The organism is Pseudomonas fluorescens Q2-87, assembly GCF_000281895.1.
In the GTDB taxonomy this organism is placed as follows: Bacteria; Pseudomonadota; Gammaproteobacteria; order Pseudomonadales; family Pseudomonadaceae; genus Aquipseudomonas; species Aquipseudomonas fluorescens_S.
The window spans coordinates 6,289,601-6,314,774 of record NZ_CM001558.1; the positions used below are offsets into that span (position 1 = coordinate 6,289,601).

General features: G+C 60.7%; 22 protein-coding genes. 12 read left to right on the forward strand and 10 right to left on the reverse strand.

Going from position 1 to position 25,174, the window contains the following annotated elements; all coding sequences use genetic code 11:
• Positions 1 to 63: 63 nt before the first annotated feature.
• The 3 genes from uvrD (at position 64) to PFLQ2_RS00330 (ending at position 3,909) form a co-directional block, all read left to right on the forward strand.
• Positions 64 to 2,247, forward strand: coding sequence for a DNA helicase II (gene uvrD, locus PFLQ2_RS00340; RefSeq protein ID WP_003187115.1), 2,184 nt, complete (start codon positions 64 to 66; stop codon positions 2,245 to 2,247).
• A gap of 239 nt (positions 2,248 to 2,486) precedes the next feature.
• On the forward strand, positions 2,487 to 3,362 hold the full coding sequence (locus PFLQ2_RS00335; protein WP_003187116.1) for a Tim44 domain-containing protein: 876 nt from the start codon (positions 2,487 to 2,489) through the stop codon (positions 3,360 to 3,362).
• Positions 3,363 to 3,501: 139 nt separating this feature from the next.
• Positions 3,502 to 3,909 carry an SMI1/KNR4 family protein gene (locus PFLQ2_RS00330; protein ID WP_003187120.1) on the forward strand — a complete coding sequence of 136 codons (408 nt, stop codon included), beginning with the start codon at positions 3,502 to 3,504 and terminating at the stop codon, positions 3,907 to 3,909.
• Positions 3,910 to 3,922: 13 nt separating this feature from the next.
• On the opposite strand, the gene PFLQ2_RS00325 is transcribed toward PFLQ2_RS00330, so the two are convergent.
• The gene (locus PFLQ2_RS00325; protein ID WP_003187123.1) at positions 3,923 to 5,686 is read right to left on the reverse strand and encodes a cation:proton antiporter; all 1,764 of its coding nucleotides are present in this window, start codon (positions 5,684 to 5,686) and stop codon (positions 3,923 to 3,925) included.
• A gap of 277 nt (positions 5,687 to 5,963) precedes the next feature.
• Between PFLQ2_RS00325 and PFLQ2_RS00320 the strand changes: the two genes are divergently transcribed.
• Positions 5,964 to 6,449 (forward strand): acyl-CoA thioesterase, encoded by a 486-nt coding sequence (locus tag PFLQ2_RS00320; protein WP_003187124.1) that lies wholly within the window; start codon positions 5,964 to 5,966, stop codon positions 6,447 to 6,449.
• Between the two features lie 53 nt (positions 6,450 to 6,502).
• On the opposite strand, the gene pdxY is transcribed toward PFLQ2_RS00320, so the two are convergent.
• Positions 6,503 to 7,375 (reverse strand): pyridoxal kinase PdxY, encoded by an 873-nt coding sequence (pdxY, locus tag PFLQ2_RS00315; protein ID WP_003187126.1) that lies wholly within the window; start codon positions 7,373 to 7,375, stop codon positions 6,503 to 6,505.
• 119 nt (positions 7,376 to 7,494) lie between these two features.
• Between pdxY and PFLQ2_RS00310 the strand changes: the two genes are divergently transcribed.
• Positions 7,495 to 7,917, forward strand: a complete 423-nt coding sequence (locus PFLQ2_RS00310; RefSeq protein ID WP_003187127.1) for a DUF3301 domain-containing protein — start codon at positions 7,495 to 7,497, stop codon at positions 7,915 to 7,917.
• 12 nt (positions 7,918 to 7,929) lie between these two features.
• On the opposite strand, the gene PFLQ2_RS00305 is transcribed toward PFLQ2_RS00310, so the two are convergent.
• The gene (locus tag PFLQ2_RS00305) at positions 7,930 to 8,895 is read right to left on the reverse strand and encodes a CobW family GTP-binding protein (protein WP_003187128.1); all 966 of its coding nucleotides are present in this window, start codon (positions 8,893 to 8,895) and stop codon (positions 7,930 to 7,932) included.
• Between the two features lie 27 nt (positions 8,896 to 8,922).
• On the opposite strand from PFLQ2_RS00305, the gene PFLQ2_RS00300 reads away from it, so the two are divergent.
• On the forward strand, positions 8,923 to 9,276 hold the full coding sequence (locus PFLQ2_RS00300; RefSeq protein ID WP_003187129.1) for a hypothetical protein: 354 nt from the start codon (positions 8,923 to 8,925) through the stop codon (positions 9,274 to 9,276).
• Positions 9,277 to 9,282: 6 nt separating this feature from the next.
• Here the strand turns inward: PFLQ2_RS00300 and zigA are convergent, their stop codons facing one another.
• Positions 9,283 to 10,491 carry a zinc metallochaperone GTPase ZigA gene (gene zigA, locus PFLQ2_RS00295; RefSeq protein ID WP_003187130.1) on the reverse strand — a complete coding sequence of 403 codons (1,209 nt, stop codon included), beginning with the start codon at positions 10,489 to 10,491 and terminating at the stop codon, positions 9,283 to 9,285.
• A 207-nt stretch (positions 10,492 to 10,698) separates the two neighbouring features.
• On the opposite strand from zigA, the gene folE2 reads away from it, so the two are divergent.
• From folE2 to PFLQ2_RS00275, 4 genes are read left to right on the forward strand one after another with little or no spacing between them, the layout of a single operon-like run.
• A complete protein-coding gene (gene folE2, locus PFLQ2_RS00290) occupies positions 10,699 to 11,592 on the forward strand; it encodes a GTP cyclohydrolase FolE2 (protein ID WP_003187131.1) in 894 nt (297 codons plus the stop codon).
• The gene (locus PFLQ2_RS00285; protein ID WP_003187132.1) at positions 11,592 to 12,260 is read left to right on the forward strand and encodes a metal ABC transporter ATP-binding protein; all 669 of its coding nucleotides are present in this window, start codon (positions 11,592 to 11,594) and stop codon (positions 12,258 to 12,260) included. The genes folE2 and PFLQ2_RS00285 overlap by 1 nt, the downstream gene beginning before the upstream one ends.
• The gene (locus PFLQ2_RS00280) at positions 12,260 to 13,126 is read left to right on the forward strand and encodes a metal ABC transporter permease (RefSeq protein WP_003187133.1); all 867 of its coding nucleotides are present in this window, start codon (positions 12,260 to 12,262) and stop codon (positions 13,124 to 13,126) included. Before PFLQ2_RS00285 ends, PFLQ2_RS00280 begins: the two co-directional genes overlap by 1 nt.
• A gap of 11 nt (positions 13,127 to 13,137) precedes the next feature.
• On the forward strand, positions 13,138 to 14,013 hold the full coding sequence (locus PFLQ2_RS00275; RefSeq protein ID WP_003187134.1) for a metal ABC transporter substrate-binding protein: 876 nt from the start codon (positions 13,138 to 13,140) through the stop codon (positions 14,011 to 14,013).
• A 45-nt stretch (positions 14,014 to 14,058) separates the two neighbouring features.
• Here PFLQ2_RS00275 and PFLQ2_RS00270 read toward each other — a convergent pair whose 3' ends face one another.
• Positions 14,059 to 14,580 carry a DUF3617 domain-containing protein gene (locus PFLQ2_RS00270; RefSeq protein ID WP_003187135.1) on the reverse strand — a complete coding sequence of 174 codons (522 nt, stop codon included), beginning with the start codon at positions 14,578 to 14,580 and terminating at the stop codon, positions 14,059 to 14,061.
• 139 nt (positions 14,581 to 14,719) lie between these two features.
• On the opposite strand from PFLQ2_RS00270, the gene cls reads away from it, so the two are divergent.
• Complete coding sequence (cls, locus tag PFLQ2_RS00265; protein ID WP_003187136.1) at positions 14,720 to 16,159, forward strand: cardiolipin synthase; 1,440 nt, start codon at positions 14,720 to 14,722, stop codon at positions 16,157 to 16,159.
• On the opposite strand, the gene cfaB is transcribed toward cls, so the two are convergent.
• From cfaB to PFLQ2_RS00240, 5 genes are all read right to left on the reverse strand, one after another.
• The gene (gene cfaB, locus PFLQ2_RS00260; RefSeq protein WP_003187138.1) at positions 16,156 to 17,343 is read right to left on the reverse strand and encodes a C17 cyclopropane fatty acid synthase CfaB; all 1,188 of its coding nucleotides are present in this window, start codon (positions 17,341 to 17,343) and stop codon (positions 16,156 to 16,158) included. The genes cls and cfaB overlap by 4 nt on opposite strands.
• A gap of 184 nt (positions 17,344 to 17,527) precedes the next feature.
• On the reverse strand, positions 17,528 to 19,447 hold the full coding sequence (locus tag PFLQ2_RS00255) for a cation-translocating P-type ATPase (protein ID WP_003187139.1): 1,920 nt from the start codon (positions 19,445 to 19,447) through the stop codon (positions 17,528 to 17,530).
• Positions 19,444 to 20,496, reverse strand: a complete 1,053-nt coding sequence (gene hflK, locus PFLQ2_RS00250; protein ID WP_003187140.1) for a protease modulator HflK — start codon at positions 20,494 to 20,496, stop codon at positions 19,444 to 19,446. The genes PFLQ2_RS00255 and hflK overlap by 4 nt, the downstream gene beginning before the upstream one ends.
• On the reverse strand, positions 20,493 to 21,533 hold the full coding sequence (gene hflC / locus PFLQ2_RS00245; RefSeq protein WP_003187142.1) for a protease modulator HflC: 1,041 nt from the start codon (positions 21,531 to 21,533) through the stop codon (positions 20,493 to 20,495). Before hflC ends, hflK begins: the two co-directional genes overlap by 4 nt.
• Positions 21,530 to 23,491, reverse strand: coding sequence for a protease modulator HflK (locus PFLQ2_RS00240; protein ID WP_003187143.1), 1,962 nt, complete (start codon positions 23,489 to 23,491; stop codon positions 21,530 to 21,532). The genes hflC and PFLQ2_RS00240 overlap by 4 nt, the downstream gene beginning before the upstream one ends.
• 222 nt (positions 23,492 to 23,713) lie before the next feature.
• Here PFLQ2_RS00240 and lpdA point away from each other — a divergent pair, with 222 nt between their 5' ends.
• Positions 23,714 to 25,114: a dihydrolipoyl dehydrogenase gene (lpdA, locus tag PFLQ2_RS00235; RefSeq protein WP_003187144.1), complete on the forward strand. Its 1,401-nt coding sequence runs from the start codon at positions 23,714 to 23,716 to the stop codon at positions 25,112 to 25,114.
• Positions 25,115 to 25,174: the final 60 nt, after the last annotated feature.

Below are 25,174 nucleotides of genomic sequence, written 5' to 3' on the forward strand. Positions count from 1 at the left end.
TCTTTTATCGGTTTGGGCAAAGCTCGGTTTGCCCGTGGTGACGCCGCACCCTAGAATGCCCCGATGCGCGATGATCTCTCCCTTCTGCTGAATTCCCTCAACGATGCCCAACGTCAGGCCGTAGCCGCCTCCGTGGGTCGTCAGTTGGTCCTGGCCGGTGCTGGCTCCGGTAAAACCCGAGTGCTGGTGCACCGTATCGCCTGGTTGATCCAGGTCGAGAACGCTTCGCCCCATTCGATCCTGTCGGTGACTTTCACCAACAAGGCCGCAGCAGAGATGCGCCATCGCATCGAGCAACTGATGGGCATCAACCCTGCGGGCATGTGGGTCGGCACGTTTCACGGCCTGGCGCACCGTTTGCTGCGGGCGCACTGGCAAGAAGCCGGCCTGAGCCAGACCTTCCAGATCCTGGACAGCGACGACCAGCAACGCCTGGTCAAGCGGGTGATCCGCGAGCTGGGCCTGGACGAGCAGCGCTGGCCCGCCCGTCAGGCCCAGTGGTTCATCAATGGCCAGAAAGACGAAGGCCTGCGGCCGCAGCATATCCAGGCCAGCGGCGACCTGTTCCTGGCCACCATGCGCAGCATCTACGAAGCCTACGAGGCGGCGTGCCAGCGCGCCGGCGTCATCGACTTTTCCGAATTGCTGCTACGAGCGTTGGACCTGTGGCGCGATCATCCGGGACTGCTGGCTCATTATCAGAAACGTTTCCGGCATGTATTGGTGGACGAGTTCCAGGACACCAACGCCGTGCAGTACGCCTGGTTGCGCCTCTTGGCCAAGGGCGGTGACAGCCTGATGGTGGTGGGCGACGACGATCAGTCGATCTATGGCTGGCGCGGCGCCAAGATCGAGAACATTCATCAGTATTCGGCGGACTTTCCTGACGCCGAAGTGATCCGCCTGGAACAGAACTACCGCTCCACCGCCGGTATCCTCAAGGCCGCCAACGCCCTGATTGCCAACAATACCGGGCGCCTGGGCAAAGAGTTGTGGACCGATGGCGGTGAAGGCGAAGCGATCAACCTCTACGCCGCCTTCAATGAACACGATGAGGCGCGCTACGTGGTGGAAACCATCGAGAGCGCGTTGAAAACCGGGCTGGCCCGCAGCGACATCGCCATCCTGTATCGCTCCAACGCCCAATCGCGGGTATTGGAAGAAGCCTTGCTGCGCGAACGGATCCCGTACCGCATCTACGGCGGCCAGCGCTTCTTCGAGCGCGCCGAGATCAAGAACGCCATGGCTTACCTACGCCTGCTCGAAGGCCGCGGCAACGATGCGGCCCTGGAGCGGGTGATCAACGTGCCTACCCGGGGCATCGGCGAGAAAACCGTCGAAGCGATTCGCGATCACGCGCGCCATAGCCACGTGTCGATGTGGGAAGCCATGCGGCAACTGGTGGCCAACAAAGGCGTGACCGGCCGTGCCGCCGGGGCACTGAAAGCATTCATGGACCTGATCGAAGACCTCGCCGCCAAATGCGGGGAGATGCCGCTGCACCTGATGGCCCAGACCGTTATCGAGCAGTCCGGCCTGATCGCCTATCACGAAGCGGAAAAAGGCGAAAAAGGCCAGGCCCGGGTAGAAAACCTCGAGGAACTGGTCAGCGCTGCACGCAACTTCGAGAACACCGAAGAGGACGCCGACCTGTCGCCGCTGTCGGCCTTCCTCGGCCACGCCTCCCTGGAAGCCGGCGACACCCAGGCCGACGAGCATGAAGACAGCATCCAACTGATGACCCTGCACAGCGCCAAGGGTCTGGAATTCCCCTACGTGTTCCTCGTGGGCATGGAGGAAGGCCTGTTCCCGCACAAGATGAGCCTGGAAGAACCGGGGCGCCTGGAAGAAGAACGGCGCCTTGCCTATGTCGGCATCACCCGGGCCATGCAGAATCTGGTCATGACCTACGCCGAGACCCGACGCTTGTATGGCAGCGAGACCTACAACAAAGTGTCGCGCTTCGTACGCGAAGTACCGAAAGGCCTGATTCAGGAAGTGCGGCTGTCCAACAGCGTCAGCCGTCCGTTCGGTGGTGGTCAGCAGCAAAGCACCAGCAGCCTGTTCGGCGGCAGTGGTATTCCGGAAACCGGCTTCAGCCTCGGCCAGACCGTGCGCCATTCGGTGTTCGGCGACGGCGTGATCCTCAACTTCGAAGGTGCCGGCGCCCAGGCGCGGGTCCAGGTGAATTTCAGCGAAGGCAGCAAGTGGCTGATGCTGGGGTATGCCAAGCTAGAAGCGATCTAGAAGTTTGCGTAGACCCTGTGGGAGCGAGCTGGCTCGCTCCCACAGTTTGTTTAGACGCCAGAGCATTTCCGATAGAACTTGTCCCTCCTTCCTACAGCCCAAAGCGAACAAGCCTTCTTGCGCGACTGGAGCTGAACCTAACCTGTCACGCAAAAGCCCGAAACACTCTGCCGCTAGCCAGCAACAGTTCAGCTGTGCAACATGGCGCGCGTGCTATCCACAAATGGGAATGCCTTTATATGAAACGTTTTCTTAGCATCGCCATGGCGTTGTGCATCGGCCTGACGATGGCCATCGACGCCAATGCCGCCAAGCGTTTTGGCGGTGGTAAAAGCTCGGGCGCGGCCCCGACTCACCAGACCAGCCAGATGGCGCCGTCCTCTGCCGCCGGTTCCACTGCTGCCACCGCAGGCGCGGCCGGTGCCGCTGGCGCTGCCACCAAGGCCAGCGGCGCTTCGCGCTGGCTCGGCCCGTTGGCCGGCATCGCCGCCGGTGGCCTGCTCGCCTCCATGTTCATGGGCGACGGCTTCCAGGGCATGCAGATCTTCGACATCCTGATCATGGCGGTCATCGCCTTCCTGGTGTTCCGCTTCATTGCTGCCCGTCGCCGCAAGCAGCAGGAGCAATTCGCTCCAGCCGGCCACGCGCCGATGCAGCGTGAAGTGTTCAATCAGCAACCATCCGCCGGTGGCGCGATCTTCGGTGGTTCGGCAGCTCCGGCCGCACGGCCGGTCATCAATGCGCCAGCCTGGTTCAACGAGCAACGCTTCATCGAAGCCGCGCGCAACCACTTCATGTCCCTGCAGCAACATTGGGACGCGAACGAAATGGACAAGATTGCCGAATTCGTGACCCCGCAACTGCTGGAGTTCCTCAAGCGCGAACGGGCCGACCTGGGTGATGGCTTCCAGTCCACCTACATCGATAACCTGCAAGTGCAGCTGGACGGCGTCGATGATCGCGCCGACAAGACCATCGCTACCCTGACGTTCAGCGGTGTGTCGAAAGATTCCCGCTTCGACAAGGGTGAAGCCTTCAGCGAAAGCTGGAACATGGAGCGTGCCCAGGGCGACGACCAGCCTTGGCTGGTAGCGGGTATTCGCCAGAACGGTTGAACTTTGGCGCGCTTCGCATGTTGAAATAAAACAACCCCGGCCCAGGCCGGGGTTTTCTATTTCGCGGTTGCATCTATAGCGAGCTACTGTATAAACCGCTCCATATAAACCGCGCCATCGAGAAAGAGGATCCCCGGACGTGGAAGAAATCATCGAACAATTGCGTGAAGCCAACGAACCCGTACCGGTCCCGCTGGAGCTGCCCGACGAAGACTTGCTGGTGGAGATCGAAGAGCAGCTATTCATCGACATCCCGTTCGTCTTCAGGGAGTTTTTGCTGACCGTCAGCGACGTGGTCTACGGCAGCCTGGAACCGGTGACCGTCACCGACCCGCAGTCCCACACCTACCTGCCGGATGTGGCCGCCAACGCCTGGGACGCCGGTGTCGATCGCAGCCTGATCCCGATTTGCCAGGACGGCGACGACTATTACTGCGTCGAAGAAGACGGCACCGTGGTGCTGTGGCAGGCAGAAGAAGAATTGATCGCTGAAGAAACCTGGGAATCGGTCTGGCACTGGGCCCGGGACGTCTGGCTGGAAAGCTGATCCGCCCGTTGCCTCAATGCCCGGACGACTCCTTGTGGTTGTCCAGGGTTTCGAGCAAGGCCACCTGCATGCGTGTATGCAGGCGGACGAACCAGCGCCAGAGCAAAGCCGCCACGGCAATCGCCACCACGGCAATCAGCAAGAGCAATTTGTTGGTCGGCAGGATGCTGGCCGACAAGGCTGTCAATAGCAGGAAGATCACCAGCAGCGAAAGCAACGGGATCACTTCGGCGATCACACGACGCACGCGCTGGGTGTGGCGGCCCGCCATCTCCGGTTTCACCCCCATCTCCGCCAGCAGCATCGACAGTGCCTTGAGCTTGCGATAGGCGGCGATCAGGAACGGCAGCGACAGCAATAACGCCCCGCCCCAGATCAATGCCTTCTGCCAGCTCGGGTCGCTGATCCATCCTTGCAAATATGCCGAAATCCGCTCGGCGAAATAAGCGCCCGAGACAAAGATCGCAATGACCAGCGCCAGGTTGACGCCGACCTGCAGCAGAATCCGCCTGATCATCGAGGCCAACACCGCGCCTTCACCTTGGGGCTGGATGCTGCGCAGCCATTCACCATACATCCCCAGTACCCGCGTCAAGCGTTGCGGCATCACCGTCGCCAACCTGACGGACAATGGATCGGCGGCCCGGATCAAGTATGGCGTCATCAGCGTGGTCAACACCGAGACGGCGACCGCGACCGGATAAAGGAAATCGCTGGTGACCTGGAGGGTCATACCCAGCGACGCGATGATGAAGGAAAATTCGCCAATCTGCGAAAGACCCATCCCTACTCGCAGCGAGGTACGTCCGTCATTGCCAGCGATAAAGGCACCGAGGCCGCAGGAGAGCATCTTGCCGAGCACCACCGCACAGGTGATCACAGCAATCGGCCAGGCGTACTGCAGCAATATGGCCGGATCGAGCATCAGCCCGATGGCAACGAAGAAAATCGCGCTGAACAAATCACGCACCGGCTCTACCAGTCGCTCGATTTTCAGCAGTTGCCGGGACTCGGCCATGATCGCGCCGATCAGGAACGCGCCGAGCACCATGCTGTATTCCAGCTTGACCACCAGCAGGCAGAAGCCGAAGCACAGGCCCAGCACGGTGATCAGCAGCATCTCGTTACTGTCGAATTTCGCCACGTAGGCCAATAGCCTGGGTACCAACAGGATGCCGATCACCAACGCAACGATCATGAACAGCGACAACTTGCCGACGGTGGAAAATACCTCGCCAGAGCTCACCGTGCCGCTGACGGCAATGCTCGACAGCAAGGCGATGATGCCGATGCCGAGGATGTCCTCCACGATCAGTACCCCGAAGATCAGCTGTGCGAAGCGCTCGTTCTTCATCTTCAGGTCGTTGAGAGCCTTGACGATGATGGTGGTGGAAGAAATCGCCAGGATGGCGCCCAGGAACAGCGAGTCCATGGTGTTCCAGTCGAACCAGCGACCCATTTCATAGCCGATCCAGATCATCAATACGATCTCGAGAAACGCCGCGATGAACGCCGTGGCCCCCACCTTGAACAATTTGCGCAGGCTGAATTCCAAGCCCAGGCAGAACATCAGGAAGATGACCCCCAGCTCGGCCAGTGTCTTGATCGTGTCTTCGTCGTGGATGAAACCGAACGGTGGCGTATGCGGGCCGATGATGAAGCCGGCGACGATGTAGCCCAGCACCACCGGCTGCTTGAAGCGGTGAAAAAGAACAGTGACCAGCCCCGCCGCCATCATGATGATCGCCAGGTCTTGAATGAAACTGATGGCATGCATGTCGGGGCTCCCTGTTCAAAATGACTTATCGAGAGTTGGATAAGTCCGCTTCCTTTGTAGGAATCGCCCTCACTCAGGGGCTTTTGAAGGTTAACACCGCGACTTCCAACAAAAAGTCGGTGCAATATATGGAAACAGATCCACCGGGGCGTGACGGCAACCACAAGCGCAGCGTCCCGATATCGGTGGTTTTGAAAACCTCGTGGCCTGCCTGGCCACGCACCAGCATCCGCAGAGGTGCACTTCCCGAATGGCTGCCTTGAACCGTGAGTACGTTATGGAACCCGGAAACGCCCAACTGTCGATGACGGTGTTGATGACCCCCGATATGGCCAACTTCTCTGGCAATGTCCATGGCGGCACCTTGCTCAAATACCTCGATGAAGTCGCCTATGCCTGCGCCAGCCGCTACGCCGGCCGCTATGTGGTGACCCTGTCGGTCGACCAGGTGATCTTCCGCGAGCCGATTCACGTCGGCGAGCTGGTGACCTTCCTCGCGTCGGTGAACTACACCGGCAACACCTCGATGGAAGTGGGCATCAAAGTCGTGACCGAAAATATTCGTGAACGCTCGGTACGCCACACCAACAGTTGCTTCTTCACCATGGTTGCGGTGGACGATCAGCGCAAACCCGCGGCCGTGCCGCCACTGCAACCGCAGAACAGCGAAGCCAAGCGCCGTTACGAACAAGCCCAGCAACGCCGGCAGATCCGCCAGGAGTTGGAAAAGCGCTATCAAGAGATCAAGGCAGACGGGCCATAACGGACCGCCGAAGATCAACTGTGGGAGCAAGCTCCCACAGAGGTTTGCATCGATCAGAGGCTGATCGGCACAGCCTCGAAGCGCACTCGCGGATGGGCAATCCGATCCTGCGCGCGGACCAGTTCCAGCTCGTAGCTGGCGCAGACCTGGGTTTCCAGCAGTACTTCGTGCACCGCTGCGGCGGTGAACTCGAACGCTGCTACCACGTTGTCTCCCAATAAAATCCGCGCCAGGAACAGCCCCGACGTCAGGTCACCCACGCCCACCGGCTGGCGAGGGAATGCCAACAGCGGACGGCGCAGGTGCCAGCTGGCATCGGCGGTGACCAGCAGCATTTCGAAGCTGTCGTCGGGTTTTCCAGGGTAGGACAGATGCTTGACCAGCACGGTCTTCGGCCCGCGGGCCACCAGCGCACGGGCCATGGCCAGGCAATCGAGGAGCGACTGCGCCTTGCGTCCTGAAAAACTGTCCAGTTCCAACTGATTCGGACACATGATGTCCGCGACGGCAGCGGCCTCTTCCAGCAGAAACTCACTCACCTCGGGCGCCACGATGCAGCCTTTTTCCGCATGCCCCATGACAGGGTCACACAGGTACAGCGCCTTGGGATTGACGGCTTTTATCCGTGCCACGCCGGTCAGGATCGCTCGCCCCTGGGCCGCACTGCCCAGGTAACCGGACAACACCGCATCGCAATTACCCAGCTCGCCAATGGCCGCGATTCCCTCCACCAATGCTGGAATCTGGACCGGTGCGAGAACTTCCCCAGCCCATTGGCCGTACTGGGTGTGGTTGGAAAACTGTACCGTGTTCAGCGGCCAGACGTTAACCCCGACCCGCTGCATCGGAAACACGGCAGCGCTGTTGCCAGCGTGACCGAACACCACGTGGGACTGAATGGCTAGCAGATGAGGTGTACGTTTCATGCGGGAATTTTCCGTAAAACGATTGAAATTCAAGCCGCGCAGTATGCGACTAAACGCAGCCTGTACGACAGACCGGTGAGACAGTTAAGCTGGCAACAACTTGTTGGAGCACTTCGTTCATGCTGACCCTTGGAAATATGTTCGTGCTGATGCTGCTGGCCACCGGTGGTGCCTGGCTGTGGCACAACCATGGCTTGCGCGAACGGGCGTTGGCGAGGGTGATGCAGCATTGCATCAACCTCAAGATCGAATTGCTGGACGGCAACGTGGCGCTGAAAAAAATCGGCTTCGTGAAAGACGCCAGTGGTCGGCGACGATTGGCTCGTGTCTACACCTTCGAGTTCACCGTCACCGGTGAAAGTCGCCATTCGGGCACCATCACCCAGTTTGGCGCCCACAGCGCACACATCGAGCTGGCCCCCTACCCAATGCCATTCGAAGAAACACCGCCCGCACCGATCGATTCGGTCCAGACCCGACCCAGGGCCGAAGTCATCGAACTAAGCCAATGGCGCCAGGAACATAACAAGTGGAAGCCCTGATACAAGGCTGACTCAAGGACACCGGCAAACAGCCAGACCGGCCTGCAGGACATCAGCATCTTGCGGCGCATCGAAAATCAATTCCAGTCGTGAATCCTGTCGCCATTCGCTGGCCCGCCAAGCCAATGCCGCGCCTTGCAACGCGTTAGCAGACATCCAACCATCAGCGCCGCGAACCACCATCTTCGCCCTTCTCCAGCGTTGGCTATGTAGCCATAGGGTCAACGCCGCTGTGTCGAATCGTTGGCTTGGATGCCAGCGCCAACCGATGCTCCAGCCGCCCTCTTGGGCCTGATAAAGACAGATTGGCAATGCCGGATCGGTCCAAAGCGCCGGCACTTCGCCCAGCCCTTTGGGTAGATTCAGGTTATCCACAGCCCCATGTCCCCGCTCGGCAACACCGGGCAACTGATCGAGGGGCAGCGCGCCTTGTTCTGTCCAGTACAGTACGAGCCCTGGCAGCTGCTGGGTGACACGCTCGCGATCGGCTTGCGTAAGGCTCTCGGATTTATTCAGCACCAGCAATCCGGCATGGGCCAAAGCCTGCTGTTGAGGATCGGGCAATGGCTTGCCCTGCGCCATCGCTCGGGCATCCAGCACCAGCACACAAGGCTGGACCGTCAACACACCGAGCCAGGGCGCTTCGTTCAATTGCCGCATCAACTGCGCCGGGTGGCCCAGCCCCGAGGGCTCGATAAACAACCGGTCCGGTCGAGCCTTGCGCAGCAAGCGCCCAAGGCCAATCTGAAACGGCGCGCCGTTGACGCAACACAAGCAGCCCCCGGCCACTTCGCCCAGTGCGATACCATCGGCGGACTCGGTCAGCAACGCGGCATCCAGGCCGATCTGGCCAAACTCGTTGATCAGTACGGCCCAGCGTTCATTGGTTGGGCGCTGGGCCAACAGGTGCCTGATCAGGCTGGTCTTGCCAGCGCCCAAAGGACCGGCGATGACATGAGTGGGAATGTGCTGCAACATAATCGACGGCTTTCGATGGAGGTGGAAATGCGGATAATCGGCTGGTTATTACTGACACTGGCTTCGAATCAGGCACTGGCCCAGGCCTGCGTGGTACACAGCCAGGCGGAACGACTCGACGTGAAGGTCTGCCAGCAGAACCGCAACATCCCGCCGAAACTCTTCGCTGATGGCTTCTGCCAGCCAAGCCTGGCCGGGCAAAAGGTCGAGGTGCAATACGTCGAACAATGCCCCGAGGGGGCGTTCGGTGTCTGTAGCAACGCCCAAGTCGCCAATATGCCCTACCGTCAGGATATTCACTATTACGGCGTGGCGACTGATGCGGCTTATCTGCAACCGTTTTGCGAGGGAAAGAGCCAGGGCACCTGGCTCAAGCCTTAGGAGCGCTTACGCAGCGACCTCCTCATGCCATGGACCGAACGGATCGGGCAACTGGCGCCACGCTTCAATCCCAAGTGCCATCTCGGCGTCAGTCAGCAAGCAGGCGTCCAGCTCGGTGGTCAGTTGGCCGAAATCGACATCCTGGCCGATGAATACCAACTCTTGGCGGCAATCGCCGGTGCCGGCGAGCCAGTTTTTCATGATGGCGGCGATGCTTTCCTCATCCTGTGGCCATTGTTCTTTTGGCACGAACCGCCACCAACGCCCGGCGAACCCATGACGCATCAAGCCGCCGGCCTGGGACCAACTGCCGGCTTCTTCAGGTTTGCTGGCCAGCCAGAAAAAGCCCTTCGAACGGAGGATTTTCCCGTTCGTCCACGGACGGTCGATAAAGTCGAAAAATCGCTGCGGGTGAAACGGTCCGCGTGCCCGATAGGCCGTCGAGGCGATGCCATATTCCTCGGTCTCCGGCAGGTGCTCGCCACGCAGCTCCTTTAACCAGCCGGGCGCCTGGGCGGCACGCTCAAAATCGAACAGGCCGGTGTCGAGGATTTTTCCCAGGGGCACCTGCCCCATGACCATGGGAATGATCTGCGCCTGGGCATTGAGACGCTGCAGAATCGCGACCAATTCCTCCCTTTCGTCCTGGCCGATCAGGTCGATTTTGCTGATCAGGATTACGTCCGCAAACTCGATCTGCTCGATCAGCAGGTCCGTAATGGAGCGCTCATCGCCCTCGCCCAGCGTTTCGCCTCGGGATGCAAGACTGTCGGCGGCCTGGTAATCCAACAGGAAATTCACGCCATCGACCACCGTCACCATGGTGTCGAGTCGCGCGACATCGGCCAGGCTTCGCCCTTCGTCATCGCGAAACGTGAAGGTTTCCGCCACAGGCAACGGCTCGGAGATGCCGGTGGATTCAATCAGCAAATAATCGAAACGCCCTTCCCTGGCGAGCTGGCCGACTTCTTCCAGCAAGTCCTCACGCAAGGTGCAGCAGATGCAGCCATTGCTCATCTCCACCAGTTTTTCTTCAGAACGACTCAGGGAGACGTCTCGCTGGACTTCGCTGCCGTCGATATTGATCTCGCTCATATCGTTGACGATCACGGCGACCCGCAGATTGTCGCGATTACGTAGCACATGGTTGAGCAGCGTACTTTTACCGGCTCCGAGAAATCCGGAGAGCACAGTTACGGGTAGGCGATTGGGCATGGGAAATCCTCATCAGGCGGCCGTCGCTGCTGTGTGCTGCGGCTCGTTTTCTGGCTTCGGTTGAGTTTAAAGTCGCTTCACTTTTCATGTTATAGTATAACACTAACGCTCAACCAGCCTGATGATGAAACACTCTTCATCGAAAAACATACCGTGCACTAAGTGCAATACTATAACATTCGAACAAACCTGTGATGGACCTAGATCATGAATGCGTTAACGCTGCCCGACGTTGCTGCGCAGACCTCACGTCAACCGCTCCCCCTTGATTGGGTTGGTATGCACGGCATCGCAACCCCAGTCTTAATTGGTGGCCAGCGCTTGAGCGCGATTGCCGATGCGGGTGTCAGCCTCGACGACGAGGAAGCTCGGGGCATTCACATGTCACGCTTATACCTGGCGCTAGAAAAGCTCGAAGAGACGGAGCTTTCACCGAAGCTGCTGCATCAAATCCTGCAGCAATTTCTCGACAGTCACGAAGGCTTGTCCCGCACTGCATCCCTAAGCATTCACACGGATCTATTGCTTAAACGTCCGGCGTTAGTCAGTCCTTTGGCCGGCTGGAAGCGCTACCCCGTGAGCATCGAAGCGCATCTGCAAAACGCAGTGTTCCACGTGGAACTAAAGATTGAGGTTCCTTATTCTTCTACGTGTCCGTGCTCAGCAGCCTTGGCCCGCCAGTTGATCCAACAGCGATTCGTGGATGACTTCGCTAACAAAAAACTCGAGCACGCCGAGATTTTGGCCTGGCTGGGTTCAGCAAATGGCATTGTCGCAACCCCCCACAGCCAGCGAAGTACCGCCACACTGAACCTGCGGTTGAATACCGACACCGATGGGTTGCCGCTGCTGGCATTCATCAACGAGGCCGAAGCAGCCCTCGGCACCGCTGTGCAAACCGCAGTCAAACGTGCCGACGAACAAGCCTTCGCCCTCGCCAACGGACAGAACCTGATGTTCTGCGAAGATGCCGCTCGGCGATTGACCACAGCGCTGAGGCAATCCCATCACCTCGCTGCACTCGAAGTACGAGTGGTTCATGCCGAAAGCCTGCACGCTCACGACGCCGTGGCCCTAAGCCGTTGGCAGCGGGAGGCATGATGATCCGTTGCAAAGACTTGTCCTGGGGTGCTCCCGGGCGACCTCTCGCTCCGCCGCTGAATATGGAGCGGCCAACAGGCAGCCTGACGGCCATTATCGGCGCCAACGGATCGGGCAAGAGCAGCCTGTTGAAAGTACTCGCCGGGCTGCAAAAGCCACTGTCAGGTAAAGTCATGCTGGAGGTTCCACGGCATGGCGGCATCTCGTTCCTGCCGCAGCAGCAACATTTGGACCGACAATTCCCTATCAGCTTGCAGGAGTTGGTAGCCGCTGGTTCGTGGGGTAACCGGCATACGCCAGCCATGCGCAGACAGTTGCTCCAAGCCGCACTGGCAGGCTGGGCGCTGAATGGGCTGGAACATCATCCGCTGATGGCGCTGTCCGGGGGCGAGTTACAACGTGCCCTGCTCGCTCGCTTGAGCCTCGCCGAAGCACCGCTGTTATTGCTCGACGAACCTCACGCGGCCCTCGATGAGCAAGGCCAGGCGCTGCTGTGGAAATACATTCATGGCTGGCATGCAGAAGGCCGGACGGTGGTGGTGGTTTGTCATGATCTGGCTGCGGTACGCGAACATATTCCCCATACGCTGCGGATCAATGGCGCCGGGTGCGTGCTGGATCGCAGCGTCGACCTGATTGCGCAACAACCTCGAACGTTGGAGGCCTGATGCTCGCGGCCTCTCATCTGTGGCAACCCTTCCAGGAGTTTGTCTTCATGCGCCGGGCCTTGCTGGGCGGCCTGGTATTAGCGTGCAGCACAGCCCCGCTGGGCGTATTCCTGATCCTGCGCCGCATGAGCCTGATCGGTGATGCCGTCGCCCACGGTATTCTCCCCGGCGCCGCCCTGGGTTTCTGGTTCGCCGGTTTGAGCCTGCCGGCGCTGACGTTGGGCGGCCTGGGAGCGGGCCTTGGTATGGCCGGGCTGGCGGCCTGGATCACCCGTCGCACCGGCCTGCGCGAAGACGCCAGCCTCGCGGCGATCTATCCCATTTCCCTGGCTGCCGGCATCTTGATCCTTGGAATGGCCGGCAAACGCCTGGACCTTCTTCACCTGTTGTTCGGCTCGGCATTGGCGGTGGATGCGCCAACACTCACCGGCATGCTTTGGGTGTGCGGGATCAGCCTGGCAGTGATGGCGCTGATCTATCGACCTCTGCTACTCGACACCCTGGATCCGTTGTTCTTGCAAACGGTAAGTCGTCTCGGCCCATTGGCCCACGGCGTATTCCTCACCCTTGTGGTACTTAACCTAGTCATTGGTTTCCAAGCCATTGGTGCGCTGATGGTGGTCGGCCTGATGATGCTACCGGCGGCCGCTTCGCGCTTCTGGAGCCGCCGCCTGCCGATTCTGATGATGGTCGCGGCGCTGCTCGGTTGCCTCTCGGTGTGGCTTGGCTTGTTGCTGTCTTTCTATTTTTCACTGCCCAGCGGGCCGTCCATCGTACTGGTGGCGGGCGCGTTGTATCTGATGTCCGTGGTGTTCGGGCCGGTGCACGGTTTGTTGCGCCGCCCGCCTTTGCTCACATCCCAATGAGGTGTTTCCCGATGCGCGCCCTGCTCGTGCTGTTCAGTCTCATGCTGTCCATGTCCCTGTCCGCCGCCGAAAAGCTGCAGGTGGTGACCAGCTTCAGCATCCTCGCCGACATGACCCGACAGGTCGGCGGTGAGCATATTCAAATCACCAACATGGTCGGCCCCGATACCGATGCGCACACCTACGAACCCACGCCAGACGATGCAAAGGCGTTGCTCAAGGCAAAACTGATTATCAAGAACGGGCTCGGCTTCGAGCCTTGGTTGGATCGCCTGGTCGCCAGCACCGAAACAACTGCGCCGGTGATCAGCGCCAGCCGCGGGGTCATTCCCCGCTCAATGGACGAAGATGGCGAGACCATGCCCGACCCCCATGCCTGGCACAACCTGGCGAATGTCGAGTTGTATGTGGCGAATATCACCAAGGCGCTGGAGGCGGCCGATCCGACCAACAAGGCCGACTACGAACACAACAGCCAGGCCTACCTGAAGAAAATCTACGCCCTGCTCGCTGAAGCCAAGGCCAAGTTCGGTGCGTTGCCGGCGGGCAATCGCAAGATCGTGACATCCCATGATGCGTTCGGTTACCTGGGCCAGGCCTACGGCATCGCGTTCATGGCGCCCCAGGGCTTGTCCACTGAACGTGAACCTTCGGCAGCCGAAGTCGCGGCACTGATTACTCAGATCCGACAGGCGAAAGTCAAAGCGGTATTCATGGAAAACATCAAGGACGCGCGCCTGCTCAAGCAGATTGCCGACGAGAGCGGCGCGCACATTGGCGGTACGTTGTACTCCGACGCTCTCGCGGCGAGCGGGCCGGCCAGCACCTTTACCGGCCTGTTCGAGTACAACCTAAACACGCTGTACGAGGCGTTGAGCCGACCTTGATCCGGGCTGAGCAATTGGGTCTGCTTCGCAGCCCAGCGGGAACGGTCAGGCCCTCGGCTTGACCGTCCCGCAATCCTGCCCCAGCCATACGGCGCGGGTATCGAGGCTACCGTTCTGTTGGATGCCGGTGGCATTGAAGGTGCCGTTGACCTTGGTCGTGAATTCACGGTCGCTCTGGAACGTCGCGACACCATTGCCCTGGGCTTTCGGACAGCTGAAGCGGAACTTCCATTGATTGCCGGTACGCTCGGTGATCTGTTGCTTGCACCCGGATTGAGGATCTTGCAGCGGAATATCGTTGGTCTGCACTTGCGCCGGGGTCAGGCACACGCGAATGCCTTTGCCACCCATGGTGATGCCCTGCTTTTCCAGCATCGCCCGCTGCTCCGGCGTCATCTGGCTTTGCACCTGCCCGAGGATCAGCTGCAGGTCCGGCAGATTCTGGTTATCGATTTTCATGTTGCTCGTCGTCAGCTCCCACAAGCCCGGTTGCAGCATTTGCGCCTGAGCGGCCATCGGAACCGACAAGCCAATGGCCAAGGCCAAACCCAGCAGACGAACATTCATTGCATACACTCCAGAGGACAAGTGGCCGTTAGACGCCGCCCACAGGCTTCGGTTCAGGCCTGGGGCAAGTGAATTAAATAGCGACATTGGCGGTGGAAAATGGTCTGTTAAGCATCGAACATCAGGAGCAAGGTTACCCATGGATTTTTTTGGCCCACATGTTTTCGGTTACCTGATTGCGCTGCTTCATACCCTGGGTTCCATCGCCGCTGTCCACGCGGTGCTGACCGTACGCACCGCCCAAGGCTCGATCGCGTGGGCCCTGTCATTGGTGTTCATTCCCTACCTGACGTTGATTCCGTATCTGGTTTTCGGTCGCAGCACGTTCGACGGCTACATCAAGGCCCGCAGGCAAGCCAACGAAGAAATGCGCAAGGCCATCTCCGAGCTGAACTGGCGCCCTTGGGTTGAGGAAGCCCTGACCGCCCGCGCTTCCCAGGCCTACGCCTCGTTACGAGCCATGCCCAAGCTGGGACGCACCCCCTGTCTGGCGAACAATCAGGTGCGATTGCTCATCAACGGGCACGCCACGTTCGAGAGGATTTTCCAGGCCATCGACGGCGCGCGAGAGGCCGTGCTGATTCAATTTTTCATCATCCATGACGATCGTCTCGGCCGGCGGTTGCACGCACTGCTGCTAAAGAAAGCCGCCGAAGGCGTCGCGGTGTATCTCCTTTACGACCGCATTGGCAGTCATTCACTGCCCCACCATTACGTCCAGGCATTGCGCGACGGCGGTGTCCATGTAAAGGCCTTCGCCACACGCAGCGGCTGGCTCAACCGGTTCCAGGTCAACTTTCGTAACCATCGCAAAATCGTTGCGGTAGACGGGGTGCTGGGCTTCGTCGGCGGGCACAACGTCGGCGACGAGTACATGGGTGAAAAACCGCCCCTGGCGCCGTGGCGTGACACTCATGTCGAAGTACACGGGCCGGTGGTCGGGAGCATGCAGGAGTCGTTTGCCGAAGACTGGTTCTGGGCCGCTCGCTCGTTGCCGCCGCTGATCCTGCCGGACACTTACCCGGACGGCGGGGTGCTCTGTCAGTTGTTGGCCAGCGGCCCGGCGGACGCCTACGAAACCTGCTCGCTGTTTTTCGTCGAGGCTATTCACGCGGCCAGCGAACGGGTATGGATCACCACACCGTATTTCATTCCAGACGAGGCGGTATTCGCGGCGTTACGCCTGGCGGTACTGCGCGGCGTCGACGTTCGGATTCTGCTGCCGTCCCGACCGGACCACAAAATCGTCTATGCGGCGTCCAGCCTGTATGCATTCGAAGCAGTGCGGGCCGGTGTGCGGGTGTTTCGTTATTCGCCAGGCTTCCTGCATCAGAAAGTGGTTTTGATTGATCGGGAAATCAGCGCCATCGGCAGCGCGAACCTGGACAACCGTTCGTTCCGGCTGAATTTCGAAGTGATGCTGCTGACCGTGGACATCCCCTTCGCCACGGAAGTCGAGCAGATGCTTGAGCAAGACTTCGCCCAGGCCCAGGAAATCGATAAACAGGAAAGCCGGGAGACCCACCGCCTTCAGAAAATCGGCATGCGGATCGCCCGGCTTATTTCCCCCATTCTTTAAGGCACGTAGATGTCGTCGCGGGTCCACGGCAGGTCGTGGCTGCCGTCCGCGTGCGGCTTCACCGCCAGGATCTGATGCAGGTTGATCCAGCCCTTGGCGAACGCATAAGCGCAGCCGGCCAGATACAAGCGCCATATCCGCAGTGCCTGCTCCGGCACCTCCTTCGACGCAGCCTCCAGATTGTCTTCCAGGCGCTCGCTCCAATGGTCGAGGGTGCGTGCGTAATGCAGGCGCAGGCTTTCCACGTCGACGATTTCCAGGCCCGCCTCGCTGATCTGGGCAGAAATCATCGACAGGTGCGGCAGCTCGCCATTGGGAAATACATACTTCTCAATGAATTCGCCCGCGCCGCGTCCGACCGGACGTCCGTCGGTGTGCTTGGCGGTAATGCCGTGGTTCATTACCAGCCCACCCTCCCGCACGGCGCCGAACAACGTCTTGCAGTACTGCTCCAGGTTGGCGTGGCCGACGTGCTCGAACATACCCACGCTGACAACTTTGTCGAAGCGGCCGTCCTGGGGCAGGTCGCGATAGTCGAGCAATTGCAGCTCCACCTGGTCTTCCAGACCTTGCGCCTTGACCCGTTCCCGGGCCAGCGTCAATTGCGCCTGGCTCAGGGTAATGCCAAACACCTTGGCGCCGAATTCCCGCGCCGCGTAGCGCGCCAATCCACCCCATCCGCAACCGACATCCAGCAGATAGTCACCCGGCTGCAGTCGTAGCTTGCGACACAAGTGCCGGAATTTGGCCTGCTGGGCCTGTTCGAGGGTTTCGCTGCCCGTCTCGAAATAGGCGCAGGAATAGGCCATGTCGCTGTCGAGCCAGAGCTGATAAAACGCGTTGGAAAGGTCGTAGTGATAGGAAATCGCCTTGGCGTCGGTTTCCTTGTCGTGGACGGTACGCACCGGCAGATCATCCGGATCGTCCTCCACCAGCGCCTGGCTCCACTCATCGCAAACCCGGATGACCTCGTGGATCGAGCCTTCGAGTTCCAGTTTGCCTTCGACAAACGCCGATCCCAGTGCATCCAGGCTGGGATGGGTGAATTGCGCGACCATTTGTGGGTCCTTTACCACGATCGTAACGCTGGGTTCGGCACCCAATATGTATTCATGGCCATCCCAGAGCCGCAGCCGAAGCGGTAGGTGCAGATTCTGTAAGGCCGGTGGAAGTTGCGCGAGCATGACATGACCCCCCTTGTTTCAGAACGTCTGAAATGAGGGTAGACCATGTTAGAAAAATAGCAGGCTATCGATTTATAGCCTTTTTCTATTGCGGTACAAATCCGTCCATTGAGTTCGGAACGCCTCGGCCGGTACACCCCTCTCACATAGCAGACTGCAAGAGCGGCGCACAGTTCGCCCAGATTTACGACACGGATTGCTGGTCCGAAACTTTCGTCAGCGGCTCCTGGAATCGCAGCAAGCGCCCCGCGTTTCCCAACACCAGCAGCGTGCTCAAATTGTGCAGCAGCGCGGCGATCATGGCACCCGCCGCGCCGAGCCAGCCGAACGCTGCGAAGGCAACGATCGCCAGTGTCCAACCCAGGCCGATGATCACGTTGACCTGCAGCGTGCGCCTGCATTGGCGGCTGAGGCGTACACAAGTGCCCAACCGCCGCAGGTCACTGCCGATCAGTACGATGTCCGCCGACGCGAGGGCTATATCCGCACCGCCCGCGCCCATCGCGACGCCAACCACGCCGGCCTTGAGCGCCAGGGAATCATTGATGCCATCGCCCACCACCATGGGCCGGAACCCTTGGTTGATTTCGGTCATGACCCGCTTGAGTTTGTCTTCCGGCAAGGCCTGGGCCTGTACGTCACTGATGCCGATTCCCCGCGCCAAGGTGTTGGCCACGCTTTGACGATCACCCGTCAGCAGCAACTGACGTCCCAGGCCTAACGCCCGCAGTTCCGCCAATGCCACCTGTGCTTCCGGCCTGACGCTGTCCGCCAGCAACAGCCAGGCGAGGAATTGTCCGTCCAGGGCCAGACCGGCAATCGGACCGTCGTGCTCGGGCACCGGTGAAGTCTTGATGCCTAACTGTGCGAACAGCTCCGGCCGGCCGAGCGCCGCTTCGCCCTGCCCGGTCATCGCCACCACGCCCAGTCCCTGCCGCTCATGGATATCCGTCAGGGACGGATAATTCTCCTGCGCCACCAGGCCCGCCAAGGCACGGCTGACCGGATGACTGCTGGCAGAGCCGAGGCTGGCGGCCAGAGGCAGCAACCCGGGCAAATGATCAGCCTGTGCTCTTTCAATGGTTTGCAGGCGCAAGGCTCCATGCGTCAGCGTGCCAGTCTTGTCGACGACCAGGGAGGTGAGGTCCGCCAGTTCTTCCAGGAAAGCCGAACTGCGGATGAGTATCCCGTGTCGTGCCGCCACGGCAATCCCGGCGATGGCCGTCGCCGGTGCCGACAGCACCAACGCACAAGGACACGCAGCAACCAGCACCGCCAGCATCGCCTGGGCATCGTTGGTCACGAACCAGGTCACCGCCGCCAACAACAAAACCAGAACCAGATAGCTGCTGGCGTAGCGCTCCAGCAGACGGGTGATGGGCGGTTTTGAGCGTTCGGCGTTCTGCATCAGGGCAATCACTTTGCCCAGGGTTGATTCATCCCCCGTGCGCGTCACTTGCAGGCGCAGCAACCCATCAAGATTGATTGCACCACCGAAAACTTCGGTGCCGACGACGGCCTCCAGTGGCACCGACTCGCCGGTGATGGGTGCGGTGTCGAGGCTGGCCTGGCCCGACAGCACCCGGCCATCGGCCGGCACGCGATCACCAGCGCGTACTTCGACGATATCGCCGGGCTGAAGCGTTCCGTTGTCCACCTCGATGATCGAGCCGTCTGCCTGGACTTTGCGCCCCTGGCTGCGAGTCAATTGGCCGAGGGCATGAATCGCCTCCTGCGAGCCGATGACACTGCGCTCCTCCAGCACGTGCCCGAAGATCATGATGATCGGCAACAATGCCGCCGTCAGCAGATCCCCAGTGGCCCAGGCGCCAAGCATCGCCAGGGCGATCAATTGGTCAGTGATGCCGTGCAGGCTCGGGAAACGCAAGCTGTACCAGGCAGAACGCATCACCGGCACCGCCACCAATAGCGAGGCGAAGCCCAACAATAACTGGCTGACACCGGATGGCTCCGGGGACCAGCCGCGCCACACCAGCCCCAAGGCAAGCAATCCCAGGGCGAGCATCGCCAACGTCAGTTGCCGGGCGGCGGCGCGTTGTTCGGCCGACGACAACATCGGTGCGGCAGGAGTTGAAGCGCTCATTGTTCGGCTCCCTGGATGATCAGGCGAGAATCGTCTTTGGGATCGACCGTGGTCACTGCGCCGGCCTGACGAAGGATTGCGGGCATGCGCTCACGGTAGAGGCGCAATAACGTTTGCGGATCATTGCCTTGGGTCTTCGCCAGGCCCAGCACCGTGGCGGTGTCGGCCGACGCTTTGGCGAGCCGTTCACTGGCCTGGGCATGGGCGACCAGAAGGGCTCGGTCAGACGACTGTCGCGCGGCCTGGGTGAGCTTTTCGGCTTCGGTGCGAGCATTGGCCACGGTTTTGTCAGCTTGCTGGCTGGCAGTCAGCACCGCATTGAAGGCACTCACGGCGGGCCCTGGCAGACTCGATTGCACATCGACCCGCACCACTTCGATGCCCAGTCCCTGCCCTGTTCCCGCAAGATCACCCAGCCGTCGATTGATGCCTTGGACCAGATCGCCCCGCAATCGCTCGCGGCGTTCGGCGGCCTGGCTATCGCTGCCCATCAGTTCCGGACGAGCCACCAGAATGGTATCCAGGTCCCGGGCCGCTGTCAGGGCCACGGCGCTACGTGCCGCCAGGCGATCCAATGCGGGCAGCACATGCTCACCCTGCAGAACGAAAGCGTAAGGGTCGGTCACTTTGTAGAACACCCGCACATCCAATTGCACCACGCCGGCATCACCGGTCAATAAATACCCAGAGCCTGCCAGTGCATCACTGACCGGCGTGGCGAAACTGGCCACTCGGTCGGCCTGCAAGGCTTCATCCGAACGCAACAAATTCTCTACCCGCCGCTCCAGCACCCGATCCGCCGCCGGCAGCAGAATGATTTGTTCCACAGGACTCGGCCAAGCCAATAGCAAGCCTGCGTTCTGGATTCGATCCAGCGCACCGAAGTGCAGTACCACCGCGCGGTTTTGCGGGTCGATCTGCCGCACATTGGAGAACACCCACGCCAGCGCTGCCAGGACCGTGACCGCATAAAGCGCTAGAAACGTGAGGCGCCCGGCCTGAATCCACGGGCTGGATAACTCGTTTGTTCCACGTGGAACCAAACTCATGGTTGTGTTCCACCCTTGGGTTCCACGCCAGGAGGACCGTCCACCAAGACACGAAATGGCGCAGCGTCGGTACGCAAAATCAGCTTCGTGCCCGGGCTCACGATGGTGCCCAAGGTGTCCAGCGAACGCAGCAAGTTGTAGAGCTGGGGCGCGCCCGCATACGCACGACCATAAATCCCGGCCGCCTCCACTCGGGATTGCGCCTCGATATCAGCGGCCTTCACCGTCGCGTCCGCTTGCAATACTCGCGCATCCCGTTCTGCCGCAGAGCGGATCTGAGCCGCTTCGCGCTTACCGATGGCGGTGCGTTCGGTGGCAATGGTTTCGCGTTCGGCGCGCATGCGATCCACCGTCGCGGTCAGCGTCACCGAAGGCAAGGTCAGGCGCTCAATGCCCACCTGCAACACGCGCACGCCGTAAGTGGCGAGTAACTGTTGATCGATTTGCTGGCGCAATTGCGCTTCGAAATCGGCGATACGCACCTGGCTTGCGTCGGTGTTGACCAGGTTGGCCAAGTCAAAACTGGCCGCCGTGGTCTCCAGCGCCGAACCGACGAACGTGCGGATCTGCCGTGCGGCTTCATCTGGCTGATTCTGCACCGCACGCATAAATCGTTGCACGTTGTCCGGGTCGCCCTGTACCTGCCACGCCACGTAAGCCTGGACGATGATCCGCAACCCGTCGCGCGTACCGACGTCTTGCAGTCCGCTGGACGTGGTGCGCAGGCGCAAGTCCACCGGGATCGCCGCCTCGAACGGCGCCGGCCAACGCCAACCCAGGCCAGGTTGCAACAGCACCCGCGCCGGATTGCCGAAGCGAGTGATAACGGTAGCCTCCCCCGAACGCACTTGCACCAGGCTCGCGGCCGCGACGGCAAACGCCACCAGCAATGCCGCCCAACCCATCCGCCGCCAGGGGAACGGGCCGGCGTCCTGCCCGGCGCCATGATGGTGGTGATGATGCCCATGGTGATGACCGGCATGACGGTGATCATGTCCGGCGTGGTCATGATGATCGTGTGAAGAGGACTGGCTCAATGGGCAGCTCCTGGCTGGACAGGGTTACGCGGCGACGCGGGGTCTGCCGGCAGCGTGAAGGTACGCAGGTCAATGGTCGGCGCGTTACCGCTGCCGCCGAGGCGATGATCGAGGATCAGCAGTTTGGCATCGACAAGGCCTTGGCTCAGTTGGCTAAGGTATTGCTCCAGCACAAAGGCATGGCCGGCCTTGGCATAGGCTTGGCGATCCGCGCTGAATCGCAAATCGGCGGCCCGGGCGGTCGCGTCAATTTCCCGGGCGATGGCTTGGGCCTGGTCATGGACAATGCTGGCCTGCAATTGCGCCTGGTTGGTCTGTTCCGCCGCCGCACCGCGTTCCCGGGCGATCGATGCCTGGACGCCGATCTGCGCCGCTTGCACGCCGTGGTACGCATTGGCCGCACCGGCCGGTGGGTGAATCGCTTCGACGACCGTCGCGAGGATCTCCACACCGCTGTCCAATGATTGCAAATCAGCCTGTACGGCGCGACCGATCTCCTCGGCCAGGCTGACACGGTCCGCGCCCAGCAAACCGTCCAGCGTACGGGAAGCGAACTCATGGACCAGGACCCGACTGGCAGTGCTGCGGATCAACGTCGGCACATCGGCGCTGTTGTAGGTCGCCGCCAGCGCCGCCGAATCGCTCAGACCGATGCGATAGACGAAGCGCACGTCCATGTTGACGATCTGGAAGCTCTGTTGGTCGGCACGTTGGCTGGCGATAACCTGGGATTTGTCATTCACATGGCTAGCATCCCAGAGACGATTGGCTATCGCCGGGGCCGGTCCCTCCGCCGGACTGATATCGGAGGGTGCGCCACTGTCGCCAACATTGGAGGCCAATTCGTGCACGATCCCGTACTCGACGTTGAGCACCCTGCCCAAAGGCCAAGGCAAGGCGACATGCAGGCCCGGGCCGAAGACCTCCACCGGTTTTCCGAAACGTTCATAGATGCCGCGCCCTTGCAACGGCACCTCGTGCACACCCGTCAATAACCAGCCCACCAGCGCCACCAGGGCCAACACCGGCAAGAAGGCGCGGCGCATGTAGCTGAAAGCCCAGATCTGGCGCAAGTCGATGCCGAAACGGTTGTGCAATTCATGTTGCAAGGCCAGCAATGGTCGCGGCGGCCAGCGCAAGAGATCGGCGATGACACTACGGCCCAGCAGCGTCGGCTCCAGGGCATCGCGTCGCGGGATGAACAACGACAGTACCGCCCGCAGCAATAACTCAACCGCCACCAGGCCCGGCAGAACGCCCATCAGCACGGCCAAGCGCACCGGCCAGACAGACGCGGGCGCGGCGAACAGCAAGCACAAGGCGCCGAACACCAGCACGATGATCGCCACCCGGGTCAGTTGCGCCAAAGGTGACGCTTCGGGCCACTCCACGGCGGGCTGCTGGGCCAGTTGTCGCTCGAACACCAACAGCCCGAAGGCCAACAATAACGACAACACCGCACCCACACTGGCCGATGCGCCAAGGGTAGCCGCAGGCAACTGCAGGTTCCAGGCTTGCTGCAGGCTAACAAGCACGAGCACCGCCCAACCGGCCAGCCACAGGGTGGGCGCACCGATTTGCTTGAACAGCTCAACCCAACGCGCGCCGACTCGCTCAAGCAAACGTTCATACCAGCCGAGGTTATCCACAATCCCAGGTTCCGGAACCTGATCATCCACCGCTGGCAGCAGCGCCCTGCTCCGCCACTGAGTGATCCACCAGGCCGACTGCAAGCCCGCCACCAATACCAATAAGCCGGCGCTCTGGCTGACCAACAAGGCCGGCCACACCGATTGTGGCGAAAACAGCCCGATGAAAAAACCAGCGATCAGCGCCAGTGCGGCCACGCTACCCAGCGCGAAGGCGATTCGCTTCAGGCGTTGCCCCTGAAACGACGCTCGCTGGAAGCGCGGCCATTCGGCCACTCGTGCCCCCTCGACATCAAGATCGACTTGCATACCACTCCAGCGCTTTGAGGCGATCAGAACCCGGGGCCGTGGACAGACGCCACCGCCGCTCCGTTATATGGCGTTACCTTATAACGATTACTGTGAAATTTCCGTTTTGAATTCTTCATGACAAACCCCGTCCCTACCCCTTGACTTAAGCCTTGACCCAAAACCCGGGAAACGCTCATATTACGTACATAATTTTTTATCAGGCCAAGCGGGAGAACAGCGATGAGTCACTACGACGTAGTCATTCTGGGTGGCGGACCCGGTGGGTATAACGCGGCGATCCGCGCTGGACAGTTGGGGTTGAAGGCCGCCTGCGTCGAAGGTCGCGCCACTCTGGGCGGCACCTGCCTGAACGTTGGCTGCATGCCTTCCAAGGCGTTGCTCCACGCCTCGGAACTTTACGAGGCGGCCAGCGGCGCGGAATTCGCCAACCTGGGTATCGACGTCAGCCCTACTCTCAACCTCGCACAGATGATGAAGCAGAAAGACGAAAGCGTGGCGGGCCTGACCAAAGGCATCGAGTTTCTGTTTCGCAAGAACAAAGTCGAGTGGATCAAGGGTTGGGGCCACATCGACGGGCCGGGCAAGGTCACCGTAACCAGCGATGACGGGCTCAGGACCGAACTCAGCGCCAAGGACATCGTCATCGCCACCGGCTCGCAACCCATGCCATTGCCAGGCGTGACAATCGATAACCGGCGCATCCTCGACTCCACTGGCGCATTGTCCCTGAGCGAAGTGCCCCGGCACCTGGTGGTGATTGGCGCGGGTGTCATCGGCCTCGAATTGGGTTCTGTCTGGCGGCGCTTGGGAGCGCAGGTGACCGTGGTGGAATATCTGGATCGCATTTGTCCCGGGGTGGACGGCGAGGCCGGCAAGACCCTGCAACGAGCCCTGGCTAAACAAGGCATTCAGTTCAAGCTCGACTCCAAGGTCACCGGCGCCGTGTCCTCAGCCACTGGCGTGCAGCTACAGGTCGAACCGGCGGCGGGCGGCGAAGCACAGACCCTGGATGCCGATTACGTGCTCGTCGCCATTGGCCGTCGTCCTTACACTCAAGGCCTGGGGTTGGAGAACGTCGGGCTGAGCCCTGACAAGCGTGGCATGCTCGCCAACACGCAGCATCGCACCGAAGCGCCGGGGGTCTGGGTAATCGGCGACGTGACGTCCGGGCCGATGCTCGCGCACAAGGCTGAAGATGAAGCCATGGTCTGTATCGAACGGATCGCCGGCAAGGCTGCGCAGGTCAACTATGCGCTGATACCCAGCGTCATCTACACCCGTCCGGAACTGGCCAGCGTCGGTAAGACCGAGGAACAGCTCAAGGCCGAAGGCCGCGCCTACAAGGTCGGCAAATTTCCGTTCACAGCCAACAGCCGGGCGAAGATCAACCATGAAACCGACGGCTTCGCCAAAGTCCTGGCTGATGAACGTACCGATGAAATCCTCGGGGTGCACCTGGTAGGCCCGAGCGTCAGTGAAATGATCGGTGAATATTGCGTGGCGATGGAGTTCGGCGCCTCAGCTGAAGACATCGCCCTGACCTGTCATCCACACCCGACGCGTTCGGAGGCCCTGCGCCAGGCGGCCATGGCTGTGGAGGGAATGGCGACGCAGATGTAGGGGCAACGCAAAGTGAGATGAGGGAGCTTGCTCCCTCGCCACCTCCGAGATCGGCCGGTT

Excerpts from the sequence above, each read along its gene's own strand:
- uvrD (WP_003187115.1), top strand. The coding sequence starts at position 64 with ATGCGCGATGATCTCTCCCTTCTGCTGAATTCCCTCAACGATGCCCAA.
- PFLQ2_RS00335 (WP_003187116.1), top strand. The coding sequence starts at position 2,487 with ATGAAACGTTTTCTTAGCATCGCCATGGCGTTGTGCATCGGCCTGACG.
- PFLQ2_RS00325 (WP_003187123.1), bottom strand. The coding sequence starts at position 5,686 with ATGCATGCCATCAGTTTCATTCAAGACCTGGCGATCATCATGATGGCG.
- PFLQ2_RS00320 (WP_003187124.1), top strand. The coding sequence starts at position 5,964 with ATGGAACCCGGAAACGCCCAACTGTCGATGACGGTGTTGATGACCCCC.
- pdxY (WP_003187126.1), bottom strand. The coding sequence starts at position 7,375 with ATGAAACGTACACCTCATCTGCTAGCCATTCAGTCCCACGTGGTGTTC.
- PFLQ2_RS00310 (WP_003187127.1), top strand. The coding sequence starts at position 7,495 with ATGCTGACCCTTGGAAATATGTTCGTGCTGATGCTGCTGGCCACCGGT.
- PFLQ2_RS00305 (WP_003187128.1), bottom strand. The coding sequence starts at position 8,895 with ATGTTGCAGCACATTCCCACTCATGTCATCGCCGGTCCTTTGGGCGCT.
- PFLQ2_RS00300 (WP_003187129.1), top strand. The coding sequence starts at position 8,923 with ATGCGGATAATCGGCTGGTTATTACTGACACTGGCTTCGAATCAGGCA.
- zigA (WP_003187130.1), bottom strand. The coding sequence starts at position 10,491 with ATGCCCAATCGCCTACCCGTAACTGTGCTCTCCGGATTTCTCGGAGCC.
- folE2 (WP_003187131.1), top strand. The coding sequence starts at position 10,699 with ATGAATGCGTTAACGCTGCCCGACGTTGCTGCGCAGACCTCACGTCAA.
- PFLQ2_RS00285 (WP_003187132.1), top strand. The coding sequence starts at position 11,592 with ATGATCCGTTGCAAAGACTTGTCCTGGGGTGCTCCCGGGCGACCTCTC.
- PFLQ2_RS00280 (WP_003187133.1), top strand. The coding sequence starts at position 12,260 with ATGCTCGCGGCCTCTCATCTGTGGCAACCCTTCCAGGAGTTTGTCTTC.
- PFLQ2_RS00275 (WP_003187134.1), top strand. The coding sequence starts at position 13,138 with ATGCGCGCCCTGCTCGTGCTGTTCAGTCTCATGCTGTCCATGTCCCTG.
- PFLQ2_RS00270 (WP_003187135.1), bottom strand. The coding sequence starts at position 14,580 with ATGAATGTTCGTCTGCTGGGTTTGGCCTTGGCCATTGGCTTGTCGGTT.
- cls (WP_003187136.1), top strand. The coding sequence starts at position 14,720 with ATGGATTTTTTTGGCCCACATGTTTTCGGTTACCTGATTGCGCTGCTT.
- cfaB (WP_003187138.1), bottom strand. The coding sequence starts at position 17,343 with ATGCTCGCGCAACTTCCACCGGCCTTACAGAATCTGCACCTACCGCTT.
- PFLQ2_RS00255 (WP_003187139.1), bottom strand. The coding sequence starts at position 19,447 with ATGAGCGCTTCAACTCCTGCCGCACCGATGTTGTCGTCGGCCGAACAA.
- hflK (WP_003187140.1), bottom strand. The coding sequence starts at position 20,496 with ATGAGTTTGGTTCCACGTGGAACAAACGAGTTATCCAGCCCGTGGATT.
- PFLQ2_RS00240 (WP_003187143.1), bottom strand. The coding sequence starts at position 23,491 with ATGCAAGTCGATCTTGATGTCGAGGGGGCACGAGTGGCCGAATGGCCG.
- lpdA (WP_003187144.1), top strand. The coding sequence starts at position 23,714 with ATGAGTCACTACGACGTAGTCATTCTGGGTGGCGGACCCGGTGGGTAT.